The 20,497-nt window shown below is 73.7% G+C and carries 17 protein-coding genes; 9 read left to right on the top strand and 8 right to left on the bottom strand.

Going from position 1 to position 20,497, the window contains the following annotated elements; translation table 11 throughout:
- The first annotated feature begins 428 nt into the window (after window positions 1–428).
- Window positions 429–1,925 (top strand): PAS domain-containing protein, encoded by a 1,497-nt coding sequence (locus QF032_RS17760; protein WP_307056533.1) that lies wholly within the window; start codon window positions 429–431, stop codon window positions 1,923–1,925.
- Window positions 1,926–1,984: 59 nt separating this feature from the next.
- Here QF032_RS17760 and QF032_RS17755 read toward each other — a convergent pair whose 3' ends face one another.
- Window positions 1,985–2,731: an SIS domain-containing protein gene (locus tag QF032_RS17755; protein WP_307043873.1), complete on the bottom strand. Its 747-nt coding sequence runs from the start codon at window positions 2,729–2,731 to the stop codon at window positions 1,985–1,987.
- A gap of 316 nt (window positions 2,732–3,047) precedes the next feature.
- On the opposite strand from QF032_RS17755, the gene QF032_RS17750 reads away from it, so the two are divergent.
- Together QF032_RS17750 and QF032_RS17745 are read left to right on the top strand one after the other, a co-directional pair.
- Window positions 3,048–3,740, top strand: coding sequence for a metal-dependent transcriptional regulator (locus QF032_RS17750; RefSeq protein ID WP_057579021.1), 693 nt, complete (start codon window positions 3,048–3,050; stop codon window positions 3,738–3,740).
- Window positions 3,741–4,247: 507 nt separating this feature from the next.
- Complete coding sequence (locus QF032_RS17745; protein ID WP_307056531.1) at window positions 4,248–5,150, top strand: alpha/beta fold hydrolase; 903 nt, start codon at window positions 4,248–4,250, stop codon at window positions 5,148–5,150.
- 147 nt (window positions 5,151–5,297) lie between these two features.
- On the opposite strand, the gene QF032_RS17740 is transcribed toward QF032_RS17745, so the two are convergent.
- The 3 genes from QF032_RS17740 to QF032_RS17730 form a co-directional block, all read right to left on the bottom strand.
- A complete protein-coding gene (locus QF032_RS17740; RefSeq protein WP_307050157.1) occupies window positions 5,298–6,875 on the bottom strand; it encodes a transporter in 1,578 nt (525 codons plus the stop codon).
- Between the two features lie 113 nt (window positions 6,876–6,988).
- Window positions 6,989–7,759: an ABC transporter ATP-binding protein gene (locus QF032_RS17735; protein ID WP_306951251.1), complete on the bottom strand. Its 771-nt coding sequence runs from the start codon at window positions 7,757–7,759 to the stop codon at window positions 6,989–6,991.
- A gap of 67 nt (window positions 7,760–7,826) precedes the next feature.
- Window positions 7,827–8,489: a bifunctional DNA primase/polymerase gene (locus tag QF032_RS17730; protein WP_306951252.1), complete on the bottom strand. Its 663-nt coding sequence runs from the start codon at window positions 8,487–8,489 to the stop codon at window positions 7,827–7,829.
- Between the two features lie 332 nt (window positions 8,490–8,821).
- Between QF032_RS17730 and QF032_RS17725 the strand changes: the two genes are divergently transcribed.
- Together QF032_RS17725 and QF032_RS17720 are read left to right on the top strand one after the other, a co-directional pair.
- Complete coding sequence (locus QF032_RS17725) at window positions 8,822–10,207, top strand: transcriptional regulator (protein WP_307056529.1); 1,386 nt, start codon at window positions 8,822–8,824, stop codon at window positions 10,205–10,207.
- Between the two features lie 224 nt (window positions 10,208–10,431).
- Window positions 10,432–12,321 (top strand): hypothetical protein, encoded by a 1,890-nt coding sequence (locus tag QF032_RS17720; RefSeq protein WP_307056527.1) that lies wholly within the window; start codon window positions 10,432–10,434, stop codon window positions 12,319–12,321.
- 109 nt (window positions 12,322–12,430) lie between these two features.
- Here the strand turns inward: QF032_RS17720 and QF032_RS17715 are convergent, their stop codons facing one another.
- Window positions 12,431–13,765, bottom strand: a complete 1,335-nt coding sequence (locus QF032_RS17715) for an ABC transporter substrate-binding protein (protein ID WP_307056525.1) — start codon at window positions 13,763–13,765, stop codon at window positions 12,431–12,433.
- 118 nt (window positions 13,766–13,883) lie between these two features.
- On the opposite strand from QF032_RS17715, the gene QF032_RS17710 reads away from it, so the two are divergent.
- A complete protein-coding gene (locus QF032_RS17710) occupies window positions 13,884–14,384 on the top strand; it encodes an SCO4402 family protein (RefSeq protein WP_306951259.1) in 501 nt (166 codons plus the stop codon).
- A 95-nt stretch (window positions 14,385–14,479) separates the two neighbouring features.
- Window positions 14,480–15,364 carry a formyltetrahydrofolate deformylase gene (gene purU, locus QF032_RS17705; RefSeq protein WP_307056523.1) on the top strand — a complete coding sequence of 295 codons (885 nt, stop codon included), beginning with the start codon at window positions 14,480–14,482 and terminating at the stop codon, window positions 15,362–15,364.
- Between the two features lie 59 nt (window positions 15,365–15,423).
- On the opposite strand, the gene QF032_RS17700 is transcribed toward purU, so the two are convergent.
- Window positions 15,424–16,956 (bottom strand): zf-HC2 domain-containing protein, encoded by a 1,533-nt coding sequence (locus QF032_RS17700; RefSeq protein ID WP_307056521.1) that lies wholly within the window; start codon window positions 16,954–16,956, stop codon window positions 15,424–15,426.
- Entirely contained in the window at window positions 16,953–17,543 is a 591-nt protein-coding gene (locus QF032_RS17695) for an RNA polymerase sigma factor (protein ID WP_306951265.1), read from the bottom strand. Before QF032_RS17695 ends, QF032_RS17700 begins: the two co-directional genes overlap by 4 nt.
- A gap of 343 nt (window positions 17,544–17,886) precedes the next feature.
- Here QF032_RS17695 and QF032_RS17690 point away from each other — a divergent pair, with 343 nt between their 5' ends.
- Together QF032_RS17690 and QF032_RS17685 are read left to right on the top strand one after the other, a co-directional pair.
- The gene (locus tag QF032_RS17690; protein ID WP_306951267.1) at window positions 17,887–18,267 is read left to right on the top strand and encodes an STAS domain-containing protein; all 381 of its coding nucleotides are present in this window, start codon (window positions 17,887–17,889) and stop codon (window positions 18,265–18,267) included.
- Window positions 18,268–18,444: 177 nt separating this feature from the next.
- On the top strand, window positions 18,445–18,957 hold the full coding sequence (locus QF032_RS17685; RefSeq protein ID WP_306951268.1) for an EF-hand domain-containing protein: 513 nt from the start codon (window positions 18,445–18,447) through the stop codon (window positions 18,955–18,957).
- Here the strand turns inward: QF032_RS17685 and QF032_RS17680 are convergent.
- Window positions 18,936–20,477, bottom strand: coding sequence for a class I adenylate-forming enzyme family protein (locus QF032_RS17680; protein WP_307056519.1), 1,542 nt, complete (start codon window positions 20,475–20,477; stop codon window positions 18,936–18,938). The genes QF032_RS17685 and QF032_RS17680 overlap by 22 nt on opposite strands.
- Window positions 20,478–20,497: the final 20 nt, after the last annotated feature.

Raw genomic sequence — 20,497 nt, 5'->3', positions numbered from 1 at the left:
TCTGGTCCTCTCCGAGGAGGGGCCGGCCGGACGTACCGGCGACTCGCGGGTCGGGTGACTGCGTGGGTCTGGCCGGCTGCGTGCATCGCGCACACGCGGGTCCGGCGCCGAACCGAGTACGACGACGGGCTGCTAGCCCGCAGTCACCTCTTCCGTCCGGTATCCATACATCTGCCGAACCACCTCCTTTCCGAAGTGCAGCCACTCTAAGAAGCCCGCCCGGCGGGCTCAACCCTTTTTCCGGGACGACGGCGACGGCGCGGGCGACGGTGCCGGTCGGCGGGCGGAATGGGCGGGCCTGCGGCTCCTGCCCCGAGGTGACCGGGCGGCGGTGCGACGATTCCCCGGCAATCTTGCGGGAATCATATGTGGGCTGCGTCACGTTCCAGTTGAATGAGGGCAAGTGAGCGAACCTGCAGGGGGTCCAGGTGAGTGCTTCCCGGCGTAGTGGGACCACCGACGAGCTGGGGCCGGACGAGCCCGAGCAGCCCGGGCGGTCGGGTGACGACGGCCCGACGACCCCGGACGGCACGGCGGCGGGGGCCGTCCCGGTCGGCCCGGACGGCGCCGACCTGCTCGCCGCACTGCTGGACGGCATGGACGCGGCGCTGTGCGCCTTCGACGGCGACGGGGTCGTCACCCACTGGAACCGCGAGGCCGAACGCATCCTCGGCTGGAGCTCGGCCGAGGCGGTCGGCCGGCACGGCTTCGCCGGCTGGGCCGTGCGCGAGGCCGACGCCGCCGACATCGAGGGCCGGCTGATGTCCGCCATGCACGCGCCGGGCCGTCAGGTGCACGAGTTCGCCCTGGTGACGAAGGACGGCGGCCGGGTCCTCGTGCGCACCCAGTCCGCCGCCGTGCACGGCCCCGACGGCAAGGCCGCCGGGCTGTACTGCGCCTTCAGCGAGGTGCACGCCCAGATCGACCTGGAACGCTCCATCGCCCTCAGCGAGGCCCTCTTCGAGGACGCCTCCTGGGGCGTCGTCCTGGTCGACGCCGACCTGCGCCCCGCCGTCGTCAACGTGCACGCCGCCCGCGCGCTCGGCGCCGGCCGCACCGCGGTCCTCGGCCGCCCGCTCGGCGAACTCCTCACCCGGGGCGCGGAGGAGCTGGAGAACGCGCTGACGCACGTCCTCGCCGAAGGCGCCCCGCCCGCGCCCGCCGAGCTGTGGGTCGGGGTGCGCACCCCGGACGGCGAGAAACGGCGCTGCTGGCGCAGCGGCTTCCTCCGGCTGGCCTCCCCGCTCGCCGAGGAGCCGGTGCCGCTCGGGGTGGGCTGGATCTTCCAGGACGTCACGGAGGCCAAGCAGGGCGAGCAGGAGGCCTCGCTGCTGCGTTTCCGCGCCAACCAGCTGCACCGGGCGGCCCGCGCGGCCGCCGAGTGCGAGGACCCGTCCGAGGCGGCCACCGTCCATCTCGACTTCGCGCTGGCCGGGTTCGCCGACCACGCGCTGGTGGACCGGCTGATGGGCGGTGCGTCCGCCGACCCGGAGGCCGCCGGGCGGCCTCGGCTGATGCGGGTCGCGGCCACCCCGACGGGCGGCCCCGGTCCCAGTGTGCTCACCGGGCACGCCGGCCTGCCGCTGCGCTACGCCGGGGGCCATCCGGCGCTGCAGTGCGTCGCCCGGGCCGGCTCGGTGCGGGCCGGCGCGGGTTCGGCGCCGGCCGACGAGGTGCGGGAGTGGGCCAGGGACCGTCAGTGGCCGGAGGGCACGGTGCACGCCCTGTGCGCGGTGCTGCGCAGCCGCGGCCGCACCCTGGGCGTCGTGACGTTCCTGCGCGGCGCCGGCCGCTCCGCGTTCGAGCGCTCGGACGCGACGTACGCCGAGGACGTCGCCGGCCGGATGGCGGCGGCCCTGGACCTGGCGGACCTGGCCGCAGACGCGGCCGAGGCGGCGGGCCGGGGCGACACCGCCGGCGACTGAGCCACGCGCGCGTGCGCAGCCGTGTGGCGTCCGCAGCCGTGGGGAGTCCGCGGGGCCCGTCAGCGGCCGTAGAAGATCCGGTCCCGGTACTCCTCCATGATCCGGGCGTTCCAGTCGAGGCCGCCGTCGACGTTGCCGGAACGCAGCAGGGGCGGCTCGATGCCCCGCTCGGCGAGGGCGCCGGCCGCGGTGGCCATGACGGCCTGCAGGAGCGCCGAGGTGACGACGGTGGAGGCGGGGGCGAAGGGCGCGGGCACGGTGTCCAGGGTGAGCTCGGAGTCGCCGACCGCGATCTTCGAGTCCAGGACGACGTCGCAGTGGTCCTTCAGGAACGTCCCGGAGGCGTTCCGGGACCCCGTCTGCGAGGCGTAGGCGACCGATGTCACGCCGATGACCTTCACCCCCAGGGCGCGGGCCCTGCGGGCCATCTCCACCGGCATCGCGTTGCGGCCGGACAGCGAGACGACGACGAGGGCGTCGCCCGCGCGCAGGGGCGAGGTGTCCAGGACGGCGCCGGCGAGGCCGTCGACCCGCTCCAGGGTGGAGCCGAGCGGGCCGGACGCGACCTCGACGCCGGGCACCGCGAGGAGGTTCATCAGGGCGAGGCCGCCGGCGCGGTAGACGACGTCCTGGGCGGCCAGCGACGAGTGGCCGGCGCCGAAGGCGAAGAGCCGGCCGCCGGCGGCCACGGTGTCGGCGAGCAGCGTGCCGGCCGCCTCGACGGCGTCGGCCTCTTCGTCGCGGGCCCGCTGCAGCAGGGCGATCGCGGCGTCGAAGAACTGGGCGGCGAGCTTGCGGTCGCTCATCCGAGGGGCCCCTTTGCCGTGTCGGTGTCCGGGCGGAAGTCCAGGTGGACGTCCGGTGGGTGTCCGGTGGGTGTCCGTGCCGCGGATCACGGTGCGGTCTGGACCAGTGCGGTGTCAATACGGCGGGTGACGGCGGGTGACGGCGGCCCGCGGGGGCGCCGTGCCCGGCTCTCTCCGGTGTCGCACGTCGTGGGGCAACCGTCCGGTTTCGACGGCCCGGCACGCTTGTCAGTGGTATCCGGCAGAATTGGGTTCAGGGCCAGCGCACGCGCCGGTGTGCCGTCGAGCCTTCGGCAGAGCTAATCGAGGGGCATCAATGTCCGGACTGATCGACACCACGGAGATGTATCTCCGCACCATCCTCGAGCTGGAAGAGGAAGGTGTGGTCCCCATGCGTGCCCGGATCGCCGAGCGCCTCGACCAGAGCGGGCCGACGGTCAGCCAGACGGTGGCGCGCATGGAGCGCGACGGCCTGGTCTCGGTCGCCAGCGACCGGCACCTGGAGCTCACGGACGAGGGCCGGCGGCTCGCCACGCGCGTGATGCGCAAGCACCGCCTCGCCGAGTGTCTGCTCGTCGACGTGATCGGTCTGGAGTGGGAGCAGGTGCACGCGGAGGCCTGCCGCTGGGAGCACGTGATGAGCGAGGCCGTCGAGCGGCGCGTGCTGGAGCTGCTGCGGCATCCGACCGAGTCGCCGTACGGCAACCCGATCCCGGGCCTGGAGGAGCTGGGCGAGAAGGACGGCGCCGACCCGTTCCTGGACGCGGGCATGGTCTCGCTGGCCGACCTCGACCCGGGCGCGGAGGGCAAGACGGTCGTCGTCCGCCGCATCGGCGAGCCGATCCAGACGGACGCGCAGCTGATGTACACGCTGCGCCGTGCGGGCGTGCAGCCCGGCTCGGTGGTGAGCGTGACGGAGTCGGCGGGCGGGGTGCTGGTCGGCAGCGGCGGCGAGGCGGCCGAGCTGCAGGCGGAGGTCGCGTCCCACGTGTTCGTCGCCAAGCGCTGAGCCGAGCGCCGCGGTCGCAGGGGCGGCCGGTGATCGTCGCGGAAACGGTGGGCTTTGGCCAACTCCTGAGACGCGTGGGGCAGTTGTGGCGTGGAGTCGATCTCGTCGAATCGGAGATCGCCTGTGTCGAATCGCAGCGCTCCGACACATCCCGTGCCAGGCTGTCGCGTGAGGCATGTGACCTGAGGGGGGCGGGATGATGTGCCGCGGAGCAGTGGAGGGCCCCGGCGCCGTACGGCGCCGGGGCCTGTCCTCCCCTGTGCTGACCCGGAGCCCCGAGCTCCCAGGGTCATTCCCCTCGGACCGTTTTCCCCGAGCGGTCCGCCTCCCGGTGAGAATCTCCCCTCGGCGGCGGGGATCATTCCCTGAGGATGGTCACTCGAACGAGCGGTGTTGTGTGCGGAGAGTGCCATTCTCGAAAGGGCATTCGATAGCCTGAGGTGATTGAAGGCAGTACGAAGGCATCGGCAGCGCAGCGGTACGACGGCTAGGGGGGTGCCAGGACCTATGGGGCGACGCATCGACGTGACCGGGGCGGGCGGCGTACGTCTGGCGGCTTGGGAGTTCGGCGACCCGCCCAAGGGGATCCCGTCGCAGTCCACCGGCGGGCGGGAGGAGCGGGCCGAGTCCGAGCAGACCTCGGGCGTGCTGTTACTGCACGGCCTGATGGGCCGGGCCTCGCACTGGGCGTCCACCGCCCGCTGGCTCTCCGAACGGCACCGCGCGGTCGCCCTGGACCAGCGCGGCCACGGGCAGAGCGAGAAGCCGCCGCAGGCCGCCTTCACCCGCGAGGCCTACGTCGAGGACGCGGAGGCGGCCCTCGAGCAGCTCGGGCTCGCCCCGGCCGTCCTCGTCGGGCACGCCATGGGCGCGCTCACCGGATGGCAGCTCGCCGCCAAGCGCCCGGACCTGGTGCGCGGCCTGGTCGTCTGCGACATGCGGGCCTCCGCGCTCGGTGCGGCCTCACAGCGCGAGTGGGGCGACTGGTTCGCCTCCTGGCCCGTCCCCTTCGCCACGCTCGCCGACGTCCGCAAGTGGTTCGGCGAGGACGACCCCTGGGTGGAGCGCCCGAACCCCTCCAGGGGCGAGTTCTACGCCGAGGTGATGCAGGAGTCGTCCGACGGCTGGCGTCCCGTCTTCGAGCCCGAGCAGATGCTCAAGTCCCGCGAGACCTGGGTCTACGACGCGCACTGGGAGGAACTGACGCAGGTCCGCTGCCCGGTGCTGGTCGTGCGCGGCCTCGACGGCGAGCTCGGCCGGGCAGAGGCCCAGGAGATGGTCCGGGTGCTGCCCCGCGGCGAGTACGCCGAGGTGCCCGACGCGGGGCACCTGGTCCACTACGACCAGCCGGAGGGGTGGCGCGCGGCCATCGAACCGTTCCTGGACGCCGTGCTCGCCGAGTCGGCCTGACGCGCCACCGCCCACGCATGCCGTCCGCCCGGCCCACGCGTGCCACCGCCCACCCGCGCCGCTCGACGCGTGCCACCGCTGACCCGCGCGCGCCATCGCCGCCGGCCCTACGGACGGCCGGCGGAGCGAGCGTGGCGCGCGCCGCCGTCAGCCCTTGCTCACCGCCGTCAGGATCTCCGGCAGGCGGGACGCGGTGCGCGGCGCCGCCAGCCGCAGGCCCAGCAGGGTGACGGCCGCGCCGTAGGCCGTACCGCCCGGCAGCAGCAGCCAGGTCCATGCCCCGCCGCCCTCGGTGACGTGCAGCCAGATCGTCACCGCGATGACCGGCGCGCACAGCAGGGCGGCCGAGACCATCCCGCCGAAGATCGCGATCCAGGCGAGACCGGCCTGGCCGGGGACGACGTTCTTGTGACCCTCCTGGGGGATCGAGTAGGGGAAGCGCGCCGAGGTCCAGGCGCCCGTCGCCAGCATCGCGCCGAGCAGCGCGAAGGACAGTCCGAGCACCTCGGGAAGCTTCGGCCAGTCACCGAGCATCGCCGTGGTCAGCACGGTCACCAGCGTCGCGTAGGGCAGCGTGATCGCCAGCAGGGCCAACGCCCGCGCGCGCAGCTCGGCATAGGCGTCCCGGCGCGAGGAGATGGTCAGCGCGACCATCCAGAACGCGGAGGTGTCCTGCCCGAACTGGTTGTACATCTGGATGCCGAGCATCCCCGCGGCGAAGCAGGCGAAGTAGATCGAGCCGGTGCCCTGCAGCGCGTTGAAGACGGGCACGATCAGCCCGATCGCCAGCGAGGTCACCCACGCGGCCTTCGTCTTCGGGTCGCGCCAGATGTAGCGCAGGGCGCGTTCCATCACCGTGCCGGTGCGCCCGCCCGGCAGCAGCCTCGCCAGGCCCGCCGAGTTCCGCCGCTCGCGTGCGGCCGGCTCGGCGGCCTGCAGGGTGGAGCCGTCGGGCGCGGTCATCAGCCGCGTCAGGGTGCGCGACCACCCCGCCACCAGCAGCACCAGCGCCGCGCCGCTGACGGCGAACTGCGCGACGGCGACCCCGTACGCGCCCTCGCTCACCGAGTCGACCGCGCCGAGCGCCGAGGCGGGCGGCAGCCAGCGCAGCACGTCCCCGACCGGTTCCAGCTGTGCCAGCCCGGACGTGCCGAGCCGCTGCGCCCCGAAGTTGACGGCCTGCGCCCCGATCGCGATGACGAGGCCGCTCAGCACCGCCAGGTCGCGGCCCTTGCGGCTGCTCAGCAGCCGGATGTTGGCGGCGGCCACGGCCCGCGCGAACGCCACGCACACCAGCAGCGCCAGGGCGACGGCGAGCACCCCCACCGTCCAGGCGGCCGCGCCGTGCGCCAGCGAGATCATCGACCCCACCAGCAGCAGCAGCGTGAACAGCGGTCCGATGCCCACCAGCGAGGCCGCCAGCAGCGCCCGCACCAGCGGCCGGGGCCGCAGCGGCAGCATCACCAGCCGGGTCGGGTCCAGGGTCTCGTCGCCGCTGGGGAAGAACAGCGGCATCACCGCCCACCCCAGCCCCAGCACCGCCACCAGCAGCACGACCAGGGAGACGGCGTGGTCGTGCCCCCGCAACGCGATCAGCCCGAGCAGTTGCAACGCGGCGAACAGCAGGGTGACGACGGCGGAGGCGACGTACGCGGCCCGCCGTCCGCCCGACTGCCGCAGCCCGTTGCGCAGCAGCGACAGCTTCAGCCGTACGACGGTGGCCACGAGGTCCGCAGGGGACGCCGACGCGGCCGGGGCCGAGGCGGCCGCGCGGGAGGCCGGAGCCGGAAAAGTGGGGGAGGCCGGAGCGGGGGAGGCCGGCTCGGGGGGCAGCTCGCTCACCGGCCCGCCCCGCCGCCCAGCCAGTCGAGGTCGGAGCCGGTGTCCCGGCCCTGCGCCCCGACGAGTTCGAGGAACGCCTGCTGGAGCGAGGGCGCCGACCCGCGCACCTCCTCCAGCGTCCCGTGCGCCCGGATCCGTCCCGCCGCCATCACCGCCACCCAGTCGCACAGCGACTCCACGAGCTCCATGACGTGCGAGGAGAAGACGACCGTCGCCCCGGACGCCGTGTACCGCTCCAGCACGCCCCGGATGATCTGTGCGGAGACCGGATCGACGCCCTCGAACGGCTCGTCGAGGAAGAGCACTTCGGGGTTGTGGAGCAGGGCGGCGGCGAGGCCGATCTTCTTGCGCATGCCGGTCGAGTAGTCGACCACGAGCTTGTGCTGGGACCCGGCCAGATCGAGGACGTCGAGCAGCTGGGTGGCCCGCTTGTCGACCTCGGCGCCCGGCAGCCCCCGCAAGCGCCCGCTGTAACCGAGCAGTTCACGTCCCGACAGCCGCTCGAACAGCCGCAGACCTTCCGGCAGCACCCCGATCCGGGCCTTCACCTCGACCGGGTCCCGCCACACGTCGTGCCCGACGATCTCGACGGAACCCTGGTCGGGCCGCAGCAGTCCGGTCACCATGGACAGCGTCGTCGTCTTCCCCGCCCCGTTGGGGCCGACGAGGCCGATGAACTTCCCCGAGGGCAGGTCGAGATCGATCCCGGCGACGGCGACTTGCTGGCCGAACCGCTTCCAGAGGTTACGCACGCGTACGGACGTCATGCCCCGAACCCTACGGTGGGCGGGGGCGGCTGGGGCGGGGCGGCCGGTACGGGCGGGAGGCGGCGGGCTACCGGTCCCGTCCGCAGGCGTAGGCGAGTGGCGAGATCAGCTCCTCCGCGTCCGGCAGCCAGCGGTTCGCGGCGGTCGGCCGGCAGGCCCACTGCACGGCCCCGCGGGACCCGTACCGGGTGGGCGGCGCGGCGACGTACGTGCCCTCGCCGAGCGTCACCAGATCGAGGGCGGCCGGTGACCAGCCCAGCTTGCGCACCAGGTCCGGCACCTTCGCCGAGGCGCCCGGCAGCACGAAGAAGTGCATCCGGCGATCCGGCGTCAACGTGACCGGACCGAGCGTCAGTTCCATCCGCTCCATCCGCGCCAGCGCGAGGAAACCGGCCGTCTCCGGCACGGAGATCGCGTCGAACGTCCGCCCGGTCGGCAGCAGGATCGAGGCGGTCGGCTGTTTCTGCCACATCCGCCGCGCGACGGTCGCGCTGCCGGTGGCCTGTGTCGCCCAGTCGGGCCGAGTGGGGTGCGCGCCGGGAACCTCGCAGGCCGCTTCGCCGCAGGAGCAGCGCTGCATCCCGTCGACGGCTTCCAGCCAGGCGCCCGGGAACACGTCCCAATGACGTTCCTCGGCGTAGCGAACAGCGGTCTCGAGCAGCGATTCCCCGCGCTGCTTCGGGATTTGAGTGGCGTCGGCGCCCGCGATGGTCTCTTCCACGATGAACACAACTCTAGCGGTCACCAGGGGTTACGCCCGCCCGAATGCGCGGGGGAGGAGCATCGATTCCGCGTCCGGGGCGCATGGGTGCATGGGCGGGGGCGCGCGGGAGGAACGGGCGCGGGAACGGGTAACCAGGGTGAGGGGGCGGCTCCCGCCGATAACCCGGCATTTCCCGTATTGCTCGGTAAACATCAGCAATCCGCTCATGCCTCGCATTTTCGGTGCGACCGTGGGGCATCGATCTTCTCGGCCGGAACTTTTCGGTGGAAGACACGTCAACTCGGTGTGTGGGCAGGCACCCGCCGCCCCGGTCACCGCAGCCACAGGGGGTAGTGCCCATGGCCGCAAGGCCGCTAGTCGCGCGGCAGCCGAACGAACGGCTGCAGGCGCTCATCCAGGAGGCGGGGTGCTCGAACGCCGGGCTCGCCCGCCGCGTCAACATGTGCGGCGCCGAACACGGCCTCGACCTGCGCTACGACAAGACGTCCGTGGCGCGCTGGCTGCGCGGACAGCAGCCGCGGGGGCGCGCCCCGGCGATCATCGCGGAGGCGCTGGGCCGCAAGCTCGGCCGTACGGTCACGATCGACGAGATCGGCATGGCCAACGGCAAGAACCTCGCCTCGGGCGTGGGTCTGCAGTTCTCGCCGACGGTGCTGGGGGCCATCGAGCAGGTCTGCGAGCTGTGGCGCAGCGACGTGGGCCGGCGGGACTTCCTGTCCGGCTCGTCCGTGGCCGCCTCGGCGCTGGTCGAGCCGAGCCGCGACTGGCTCATCTCGTCGCCCGACGCACAGGTCGCGCGGTCCGCGGGACCCCGGGTGGGGCGGTCCGACGTGGCGGCCGTCAAGGCCATGACGCGGGCGCTGGTCGACCTCGACCACCAGCACGGCAGCGGGCATGTGCGCCCGGTCGTCGTGCACTACCTCAACAGCGTCGTCTCGGGCCTCCTCGCCGGTTCCTACCGGGAGGCCGTGGGCCGCGAACTCTTCGCCGCCGTCGCGAGGCTGACGGAGCTCGCCGGGTACATGGCCGTCGACACCGGCCAACCCGGCCTCGCCCAGCGCTACTACATCCAGGCGCTGCGGCTGGCCCAGGCGGCGGGCGACCGGGGATACGGCGGATACGTGCTGGCCGCCTCCATGAGCCATCTCGCGGCACAGCTCGGGAACCCGCGCGAGATCGCGCAGTTGGCGCGGGCCGCGCAGGAGGGTGCGCGGGGCCGGGTGACACCGCGCGCGGAGGCGATGTTCCTCGCCGCGGAGGCGCGCGGACACGCCCTGATGGGCGACGCCCGCGGCACCCAGGCGGCGGCCGGACGGGCGGTGTCCGCGCTGGACGCCGCCGATCCGTCCGCAGGAGACGACCCGACGTGGATCGCGCACTTCGACGAGGCCTATCTCGCAGACGAGTTGGCGCACTGTCACCGCGACCTGGGCCAGGCCGAGGCGGCGGCGCGCTGCGCCCAGGAGTCCCTGGCCGGGCATCCGCCGGGCCGCGCGCGCCGGCGCGCGATCGGCTATGTGCTCCTCGCCACCGCGCAGGTGCAGCAACGCGAGATCGAGCAGGCCTGCAACACCGGTATGAAAGCGGTCGAGTTGCTCCAGACGCTGCGCTCCAACCGGGGCGCGGAGTACCTCGACGACCTCCAGCAGCGGCTGGAACCGTTCCGCGACGAGTCGGTGGTAAGGGAGTTCGGAGCGCGGCTGGAGTTGCAGACGGCGGCGTGAGCCGTGGCGTGCACGCGGGCGCGCCGCCGCGTGCACGTACGGGAAAAGACGAGGTCCACGCGGGGGGCGACGAACCCGGCGCGCGGCGCTCCGGATCTGTTACGTACGTCACCGGCGATCCCGGTGGGAGGGAGATCACGTTCTTGAGCTGCGTGGCACGGGGTTCCGGGGACCCGGTAGCGTGAACCGACGATTCCGAAGGTCCCCCATTCGTAGGAGTCCCGGTGACGCAGAGTGGACAGGGCGAGGAGCCCTCGGCGCAGCCCGCGCGCGAAGGCATCGTGCTGCCCTCCGACGGCGGGGAGCCCCTGCTGCCGGGAACGACGCCGGACGTGCGGCGCCCGCCGGCCCGGCCGCAGCCACAGCCGGGCACCGCGCCGGAGCCCTACCCCGGCGGGTACGACGGCGGCCAGTACGGACAGCAGCCGACAGGGCAGCAGCCGTACGGACAGCAGGCGACAGGGCAGCAGCCGTACGGACAGCAGGCGGGGCAGCAGGCCTACGGTGAGCAGCCGTACGGGCAGCAGGCCCAGGGTCAGCAGCCTTACGGACAGCCTGACGGTCAGCAGGCGTACGGACCGCGGGACTACGGGCAGCAGGCGGAGTACGGGCAGCCGGCGGCGGCCGGTGGACAGACCTGGGGGCAGCCCTGGGGTCCGGACCAGCAGCCGCCGGCCCCGCAGCAGCCGGACCAGAGCTGGCCGCTTCCCCCCGACCAGGCACATCGCCGGCACCAGCCCGAGCAGCAGGACCAGTGGGGCGCATCGCCGCAGGATCCGTGGAACGGCGGCCGGCAGACCGGAGCCGGCCCGCTCCCGCCCGAGGGCGCACCGGCCCCGGCCGCCCCGGCGTACGGCCAGGGCAGACCGGGCACGCCCCTGCCGCCGGTCGCGACCCCGTCCGCCTCCGTCGACGAGGGCGCCACGCAGTACATACCGCCGGTCCCCGCGGCACCCGGCGACGAGGGCGCCACCCAGTACCTGCCGCCGATACCGGCGGCCCCGGCCGACGAGGGCGCGACGCAGTACCTGCCGCCCGTCGGGCCGGGCGCGCTGCCGCCCGAGGCCCCGGCCGAGTCGACCCACTTCCTCGGCCGCACGCCGCAGAACCCGGGCCCACGGCACCCGCAGGGCACCCCCGGCGCGATACCGGGCGGGCATCCCGACGCCGAGGCCACCCAGTACATACCGCCGGTCGCCGCACCGGCCGGCGGCGACCGGCAGCAGCCGCCCGCCGGGTTCGAGGGCCTCTTCCGCGACGAGCCGGCCGGCGACGGCCCGGCCGGATCGACCCAGTTGCTGCCGCGCTTCGACGAGCCGGACGCCCCCGCACCCGGCGGCCGGCCGGGCCGCGGCGGCGGTCCCGCCGCCCGCCCCGCCCAGGCCGGCTACGCCCGGCCCGCCCACATCCCGCCCGGCGACCCGTCGGCCGCAGGCCGGCGCGGTGCGCGGGACGACGACGGCGGCCGCGGCCGGGGCGACCGCACCGGCTCACGGCTGCCGTTGTTCGCGGCGATCGGCGTCGCCCTCGTGGTCGTCGGCGTCGGCGCGGGCGCGATGCTCGGCGGCGGGGGCTCGGACAAGGGCGACGACAACAAGACGGTGGCCGCGTCGGCGCCGGCGACCGGGCAGTCCGGGTCGGCGTCCTCGGACGGGGCCCGGGAACAGGCCGCGGAACTGGACAAGCTGCTGGCGGACAGCGGCAGCAGCCGGGCCAGCGTGATCAGCGCGGTCGCCGACGTCAAGGCGTGCGGCGACCTCGCCCGGGCGGCCACGGATCTGCGGGACGCGGCGAAGCAGCGCACCGGTCTGGTCACCCGGCTGTCCGGGCTGAAGGTCGACCGGCTCCCGGACCACACCGCGCTGACCACCGCGCTCACCAAGGCGTGGCAGGCGTCCGCGTCCGCCGACGACCACTACGCGGCCTGGGCCGACCAGGTCGCCGCCGACAAGAAGAAGAACTGCAAGAGGGGATCGGCCCGCACCACCGAAGAGACCCAGGCCGGCAACCGTGCGAGCGGCACCGCGAGCGGCCAGAAGGCGCAGGCCGCGAAGCTGTGGAACGCGATCGCCCGGAAGTACGGGCTGACCGAGCGCCGGCCCACCCAGCTGTGACCGCGCGTGCCGGACCGCGCGGACGTCACCCGACGCGGGACCCGGCGGCGGTCGCCGGCGACGACCGGCGGCAGGCGACCGACCGGCCGACGGCAGACGACCGGCCCGGTCAGTCGACGTCCGCCTTCTCCAGGGTTCCCGTCACGTCGACGAAGCCCCGCTCGGCGGCCACCAGGCGGCCCTTGCGCACGGTCTGGAGGGTGACGTCGGCGTTGACCAGGCGGGGGAAGCCGATGGAGGCGAGGCGGTCGGTGAACCGCCAGCGCAGGGGCGGTGTGAGCCCGCCCGTGTCGATCCGCAGTCCGCCGTCCAGCGCGTGCCGCACGGTGTCGGCGGTCACCGGGCCGCCGTCCAGCGACTCCACGGCCTGCCGGAGCACGTTGTAGGCGATCCAGGTCGTCTGCACGCCCGTGTCGGCCGGGTCGATGCGGGTGTCGGAGAACGCCTTCTCGCTGATCACCTTCTTCATCGGAGCCCAGGCGGGGTCGCTCGCCACCGGGTACCAGCCGGTGACGTACGCCCCCTCGAAGGGGCCCGAAGCGGCGCCGGCGGCGTTGATCACCGTCTGGTCGACGCTGCCGAGGATGGTGGCGGTGCGCACGCCGGGGTAGTCGTCGCGGCTGCGCCGGAAGGAGTCCATGAAGGTGCCGGTGCGGTCCCCGAGCGCGGTCACCACGCACCCCCGGCCCTTCCTCGACCGGCCCTCGCCCTTGGTCGCCGTCCGCAGGGCGTCCTCGGCCTGGTCCGTGTACTCGGTGGCGTCCTCCGGGGCCGGCTGGTCCGAGGACGCGTCGTGGCCGCCCGCCGTCAGCCCGGCGTCGAGCATCACGGGCAGGGAGTCGCCCGCGATGGTGTCGGGGCGGACGAGGGAGACCCGGCCGCACTGCGGGGCCAGTTCCTTGCCGAGGCCGGCCAGGAGGCTGGACCGGCCTCCGTTGACGGGGTAGGACAGCGGGCTGGTGAACTCGGCGTTCGTCACGCCGAAGCCCCCGATGTACGGGATGCCGGCGCCCTCCAGATGCGGGAAGAAGGCGTCGGAGTGCTGGCTGTAGGAGCCGACGACGGCGACCGCGCCCTCCTTGACGGCCCGCCGGGCGCACTGTGCGGCGGCGACGGTGTCGTCGCGGTCGTTGCAGGTCAGCACCTTGAGGTCACGGCCGCCCAGGCCGCCGTTGGCGTTGAGCCAGCGGGCGTAGGCGCGGGCGAAGGCGGGCATGCCGGGTTTGTTGGTCGCGGACGTCCCTTCGGGAGCCCAGGTCATCACCACGATCGGGCCGTCCCCGGAGCCCCCCGCGGTGCCGGGGACCACCCCGCAGGCGACGGCGAGCGACGCGCAGGCGGCGAGGGCCCCCGCGGAGAGGGCGGTCGCTCTGACGGACCTGGAGAAGCGGAACGATCGGGGGAGGGAGGTGCTTCGCGTGGACGTGCGTCGCCTGCCGGTCATGGACATGCACGATTCCGCCACATGGCCAACCTCGGAGTGACCCTCGTTCAACGCTGGGTGACCGGAAGGTGAATTGCGGGGGTCCGTGCCGCTCGCGAGGCGCGGAAACGTACGATCGGTGACCGTGCAAGGTTCGGAGAACTCTTCCCGTCGCGGCCGTCGCTCCCCCACCATGGGCGGCATGCCACTCAACGACATGCCGTGGTGGCGCTGGCGCAGCAATGTGCGCTCCGCGCTGCACATGCTCTCCGATCCGGCGTTCCAGCAGAACGTCTGGCTGGCCGGCGTCGAGGGATACGGGGACGTCACCGACGCCGTGTACCGCCTCGTCGAGGACACCTGGCTCGACAACTGGTCCGCCGAGAAGTACGTCGGCACGATCTTCCGCGACTCGCAGGAGGCGGCCCTCGTCGACACCGCCGTGCTGCGGGTGCTGCGGATCATGCACCAGGTCGGGCCGGACGCCCCGGTCTCCGCGTACATCGACAACCAGGGCTGGCCGGACGCGGTGCGGGCGGCGCGGGACGCGCACGTGCGGATGGCGGCGAGCGACGGGGACGACCCGGACGCCCCGCCCCGCACCCTCGAGGTGCTCCGGATCATGACGCGCGCCGCGTAGACGGCGGGCGGGGGCCGGGAGAGCGGGGCGGACGTCGTGTTCCGGCCTGCGGGACGATTGCCCACGGCGGTGGCCGGTGTGCGACCCTGTCGGGCATGAACGCGCAGCCCACCCGAGCCGCGGCGACCGCCGCCGACCAGTACGTCCTCACCCTTTCCTGCCCCGACAAGCAGGGCATCGTGCACGCCGTGTCGAGTTATCTCTTCATGACCGGCTGCAACATCGAGGACAGCCAGCAGTTCGGCGACCACGACACGGGTCTGTTCTTCCTGCGCGTCCACTTCTCGGCCGAGTCCCCGGTGACGGTGGACAAGCTGCGGGCCAGCTTCGCGGCGATCGGCGACTCGTTCCACATGGACTGGCAGATCAACCGGGCCGACGAGAAGATGCGCATCGTCCTCATGGTCAGCAGGTTCGGGCACTGCCTGAACGACCTGTTGTTCCGCGCCAGCATCGGCGCGCTGCCGGTGGAGATCGCGGCGGTGGTGTCCAACCACACCGACTTCGCCGAGCTGGTGGGCTCGTACAACATTCCCTTCCACCACATTCCGGTGACGAGGGAGAACAAGCAGCAGGCCGAGGCGCAGCTGCTGGAGCTGGTCCGGGAGCGGGACGTCGAACTGGTCGTCCTGGCGCGCTACATGCAGGTCCTCTCCGACGACCTGTGCAAGCAGCTCAGCGGGCGGATCATCAACATCCATCACTCGTTCCTGCCGAGCTTCAAGGGCGCGAAGCCGTACCACCAGGCGCACGCTCGGGGCGTGAAGCTGATCGGGGCGACGGCGCACTATGTGACCGCCGATCTCGACGAGGGGCCGATCATCGAGCAGGAGGTCGAGCGGGTCGGGCACGGCGTCACGCCGGACCAGCTGGTCGCGATCGGACGGGACGTGGAGTGCCAGGCGCTGGCGCGAGCCGTCAAGTGGCACGCGGAGCGCCGGATCCTGCTCAACGGGCGGCGGACGGTCGTCTTCCCCTAGCTAGGGCGTGTCCGCACCCTGGAGAAGGCGGGCCGGAGGCGGGATCCGCCCCGCCCGCGCTACATCCGGCTGAGGCTCGCCGCCGCGAACAGCACGTCCCGGATAGCGTCCCGGTCGCCGACCTGGCCCGCGGCCGCCTCCTCCGGGGACACGTGGCCGGCGGCCAGCCGGCAGAACTCCACGTCGTCCATGGCCACATGGGCCACCTCGTCCTCGGCGGGGTCCGCCGTGCCGCGGGGGTCCCCGGTCCCGGGCCGAACCGGCTGCGCGGGAGAGTCCAGCGGGATCAGCCACTGGCCGCCGCCCGAGCCCTCGATCTCCAGGCGCAGGCTGCGGCCGGGCCGGCCGGCGGTCACCGGACGCCGGGTCCGTGCGGGCGAGGCGAGTCCGGCGCGACGGCGGGCGGCGAGCGTCTCCGGCAGCATCCGCGCAGCCAGGTCGATCATGCCGTGGAGGTGGCGCGGCGCGGGCGGCGCGTAGGGGTAGTCGACCGCTTCCGCGATGTCCTCGGCGTGCACCCAGCACTCGAAGGCCCGGTCCAGCATCGCGTCCCGCAGGGGGAGTTCGAAGCCGCCGTACGACACCGGCATGCCGCCGGGGCCTCCTCCGGCGAAGGACACCGTGCGCACCAGGGCGTGGGTCTGCTCGCGCCACGGGCCGCGCACCGAGCGGGTCGGCGGGAAGTGCGCGCCCGCCCAGAACGCCTCGGTGCGCTCGGCCGGCGTCCGCGTCCCGCTCTTCGGCCGGCCCGCCGCGTCCGGCGGCTCCGTCGCTTCGCCCGCGCCCGCGTTCGCGTCCAGGGGGTCCTCCAGGCCCAGGGCGACGGCGATCAGGCCGTCCACCGCCAGCAGATGGGCGATGACCCCGGCGACGGTGGTCCGGCGGCTCGTCGCGCTCTCGCCGCGGAACCAGCGCAGCCGCACGGGCGCGTGCCACTCGGCGTCCCCGAAGTCCTGGAGCAGGGCGTCCAGTCGCGCGGTCTCGGCGTCGTACGACGCCGCCCAGGCGGGCACCGGGACGCGCGGCGGACGCCGCTCCAGGCAGCCGTCGAGGACACGGGTGCGCAGGGCGGGGTCGAGGTCGAGGGACTCCGAGCGGTGCAGCAGTCCGACGGCCTCGCGCAGTCGCCGTGCCTCGTCCGCGCACGCGCCGCAGTCGCCGAGATGCATCTCGACGGCGTCCGTCTCCTCGGCCGAGCACGCCGCCAACGCCCACGCGCCGAGCAGCGACTTGAGGATCGGATGCTCGAGCCTGACCGGTTCCGGTCCGGCGGGCTCCTGCGGGGCGGGCAGCGGCAGCCCGCCGTCCTCCACGGAGACACGGGGGAGGGGGATGCGGGGGACGGGGGCGGGCGCGTCCCCGGCCGCCTCGCCGGCGTTCCCCGAGCCGCCCGCGCTCTCCGCGTCCGGTGCGCTGCCCACGTCCTGCGTACTCCCCTTGCCCGTTCCCGTTCCCGTGCCCGTAGCCGTCCCCTCCGTGCCTTCCGCGTCCCTGCTCCTGCCCTTGCCCTCGTTCCCGTTCTTGTCCCTGTCCTCGTCCGTGTCCTTCTCGTCCTCGCCGGCGCGCGGCGCGAAGTCGTCCGCGTCGCTCACGCCGCACCTCCGTAGCCGGGGGGCGCTCCGGGGGCCGCGGTGTCGTGGGCGGTGGAGAGCAGTTGCAGGCCGAGGCGGAGCCGGCGGCGGGCCTCGTCCTCGGTGACGCCGAGGTCGGCCGCGGTCTGGCGGTAGTCGCGGCGCTGGAAGTAGGCCAGCTCCAGGGCGGCGCGCAGCGGGGCCGGCATGGCCTGGACGATGTAGTCGGCGCGGGCGGCGACGGAGGCGTGCCGCACCCTGAGCTCGAGTTCCTCGGTCGCCTCGGCGGAGCCGTGGCCGGTCTCGGCCAGCGCGGCGGTCTCGGTGGCGCGCAGCCGCTGCACGGCGAGCCGGTGGGTCACCGCGGCGACCCAGGTGCGCAGCGGGCCCTGCCCGGGGTCGTAGGCGTCCGGGTGTTCCCAGACGTGGGCGAAGACCTCGCGGGTGACACCGTCCGCCGCCCGTTCGTCTCCGAGCACGCGGTGGGCAAGACCGTGCACGAGCGAAGCGAACCGGTCGTACAGTTCGCCGAGGGCGGCCGCCTCACCGCGCGCGAGCCGCTGTTGCATCTTGCGGTCCCAGCGGGGCGGTGCGTCCCTCTTCGCCATGCGTCCCCCTCACCCGTGTGCGTCCCGTACCTGCGTGTCCGTGTCCGTGTTCGTGTTCAGCGTGCGTCCACCGTCACCTCGAATGTAGTCGGCACGTACGACGACGCACGCCCCTTTGTTCCAATGTGCGCCCCCTGATCGCGGCGGAGTGGTATGGGCCCGCGCCTACCCGACACACCTGGATCGAACCGGACTGCATATGACAGAAACAAGCCTCTTTCTCTCGGTTTCTGTTTTTGCTTCGGAGTTTCGGGGCACGGCCGCTGGGCAGCCGCGCTGCAAGGAAGCGAAGGGACAGCTTCCGTTCACTGCGAGCTACGGCTGGCAACAGCGAGCGAAAGGCGTGGTGGTGGCCTTCAAAGTGACCGGCGGCGAGCAGGGTGGATGGGCCGTGCTGCGGGTGTCGGGCGAGCTGGACCTGGTGACGTCGCCGGTGCTGCGGCAGCGGGTGCACGACGAGGTGGCCGAGGGCCGCCACAGTCTCGTCCTGGACCTCTCCGACGTGTACTTCTGCGATTCCAGCGGAGTGGGCGTGCTCATCGCGTCCCGCCGCCTCATCCGCTCCTGCCGGGGACGGCTGCGCCTGATCCTCCCCGCGCGCGGTGCGGCCGAGGGCTCCCACGTCAACAGGGTGCTGGGCGCGCTCGGCGTGCGCCGCCTCTTCGACGTGTACGCCGATCTCGCGGACGCCCTGGACGACGGGACGGAACCGCTGTCGGCGTGACGCCGTCGTTTCGCCACACGCTCGTCCCGAATCGCCCCCGGTCCGGGCACAGGCGTCCCCTTCGCGCTGCCCGGACGCCGTCCGCGTCGTACGCTCCCTGCCGGAAGCACTCTTCGCAGCGCTTCCACCGCATCTCCCCCAGCACCTCCGCGACGACGTAAGGCGGCCCGAGAAGACATGGTCAACAGCGAGTACGAACGCAGGATCGCCGCCCGGTTCGCCACCTTCGACCAGGACGGCAACGGCTACATCGACCGCGCGGACTTCGCCGCCGCGGCCAAGGCGGTGCTCGCCGAGTTCGGCGTCGCCGCGCGCTCGGACAAGGGGCAGGCCGTCTACGGGGGAGCCGAGGCGTTCTGGCAGGGCATGGCCGGCATCGCCGACCGCGACGGCGACCAGCGCATCACCCGCGAGGAGTTCGTGACCGGCGCGGTCAAGCGCCTGCGCGACAACCCGGGGCGGTTCGCCGAGATCGCCCGCCCCTTCCTGCACGCGGCACTCGACGTGGCCGACGCCGACGGTGACGGCCGGGCGACGGTCGAGGACACCGTGCGGGTGCTCCGCGCCCTCGGCGCGCCCGAGGAGGTCGCCCGGGGAGCCGCCGCGGTGCTGGACGCCGATGCCGACGGCAAGGTCGGCGAGGCCGAGATCGTCCCGGCGTTCGCCCGCTACTTCACCGTGCCCGAGTAGCGTTCGCGCAGCTTGTACTTGAGGACCTTGCGGAGCGTGTCGTTGCGCGGCAGGGCGTCCACCAGCTCCAGTTGCTCGGGCAGCTTGTGCGTGGCGAGTCCCGCCGCGCGCAGATACGACGTGACCGCCTCCAGGGTCAGCGCCCGCGCCCCGGGCGGCTGCTCGACGACCGCGCACACCCGCTCCCCGCGCTCGGCGTCGGGCAGGCCGATCACGGCGACGTCCCCGACGCCGGGGTGGGCGGCCAGCAGGTCCTCGATCTCCTTGGCGGAGACGTTCTCCCCCTTGCGGATGATGACGTCCTTCAGCCGCCCGGTGAGCACCAGGTGCCCGCTCTCGGTCAGCCGCCCGAGGTCGCCGGTGCGCAGGAATCCGTCCGCGTCGAACGCCTCGGCGCTCTGGCCGGGGTCCAGGTAGCCCCGGCACACGGCCTCGCCGCGCAGCCGCACCTCCCCGTCCCCGGCGACGCGTATCTCCATGCCCTCGGGCGGCCGCCCCTCCGTCGTCGCGAGGTTCTCCGCCGTGTCGTCCGGCGCGCCCATGGTGATCATCGGCACCTCGGTCATCCCATAGCCGTGGGTGAGCTGCACACCCATCTCGCGCACGACGGCGTGGTACACCTCCGGCGGCTTGGGCGCGCCGCCGCCCGCGAGCAGCCGCAGCGTGGGGATCACGGGGACGCCCGGCTGCTTGCGCTGCTCGGCGAGGAACATCGAGTAGAACGCCGTCGACCCGCCCGCCACCGTCACGCCGTGCCGCCGGTACTCCGCCAGCGCGTCCGGCAGCGCGAAGTGCTCGAACATCACCGCCGGGAAGCCGTAGAGCAGGAGCATGACGGTGTAGTCGGGGCCGGCGATGTGGGCGTACGGGAACGCCATGGAGCCGATGTCGTCCGCCGTGAGGCGCAGCGCGTGGGCGAGGCAGGAGCCGCCCGCGATCAGCGAGCGGTCGGTGTGCAGGACGCCCTTGGGGTCGGACGTGGTGCCCGACGTCCAGTAGATCCAGCGGACCGAGCCGCCCTCGGCGGGCGGGGCGGGGAGGATCGCGGGGTCGCCGTCGGGCAGGTCGTCGTACGCCTCGAAGACGCCCTTCGCGCCGAGCCGCCGGGCCATCTCGGTGTGGTCGAAGCCGCGCCAGACGCCCGGCGTCGCGAAGAACTCCGCCTTCGACTCGCGCAGCGCGAAGCCGACCTCGCGGTCGCGGTAGAAGGGGATGACGGGGGTCTGCACGGCCCCGAGGCGGGCCAGGGCGAAGGACAGCACGGCGGTCTCGAGGCGGGTCGGCAGCTGCCAGGCGACGACGGTGCCGGGGCGTACGCCCATGTCGTGCAGTCCGGCCGCCGTCCGCTCGGCGCGCTCGCGCAGCCCGCCGAAGGTGAGGGCGCGGTCGCCCTGGAGGAGGACCCGGCGGCCGGGGGTGAGGTCGGCGCGGCGGGCGAGCAGCTCCCAGAGGGTGCGGGAGGCGCTCAGCTCGTGGGCGGCGGCGGCGGTGGCGGCGGTGGCGGCGGCGGTGTCGTTCACGTCGGCTCCCGGCTCCCTGG

This window comes from Streptomyces achromogenes, assembly GCF_030816715.1.
Classification (GTDB): Bacteria; Actinomycetota; Actinomycetes; order Streptomycetales; family Streptomycetaceae; genus Streptomyces; species Streptomyces achromogenes_A.
Note: the sequence above shows the minus strand (reverse complement) of the source record. Positions and strands in the feature narration are given on the sequence as shown.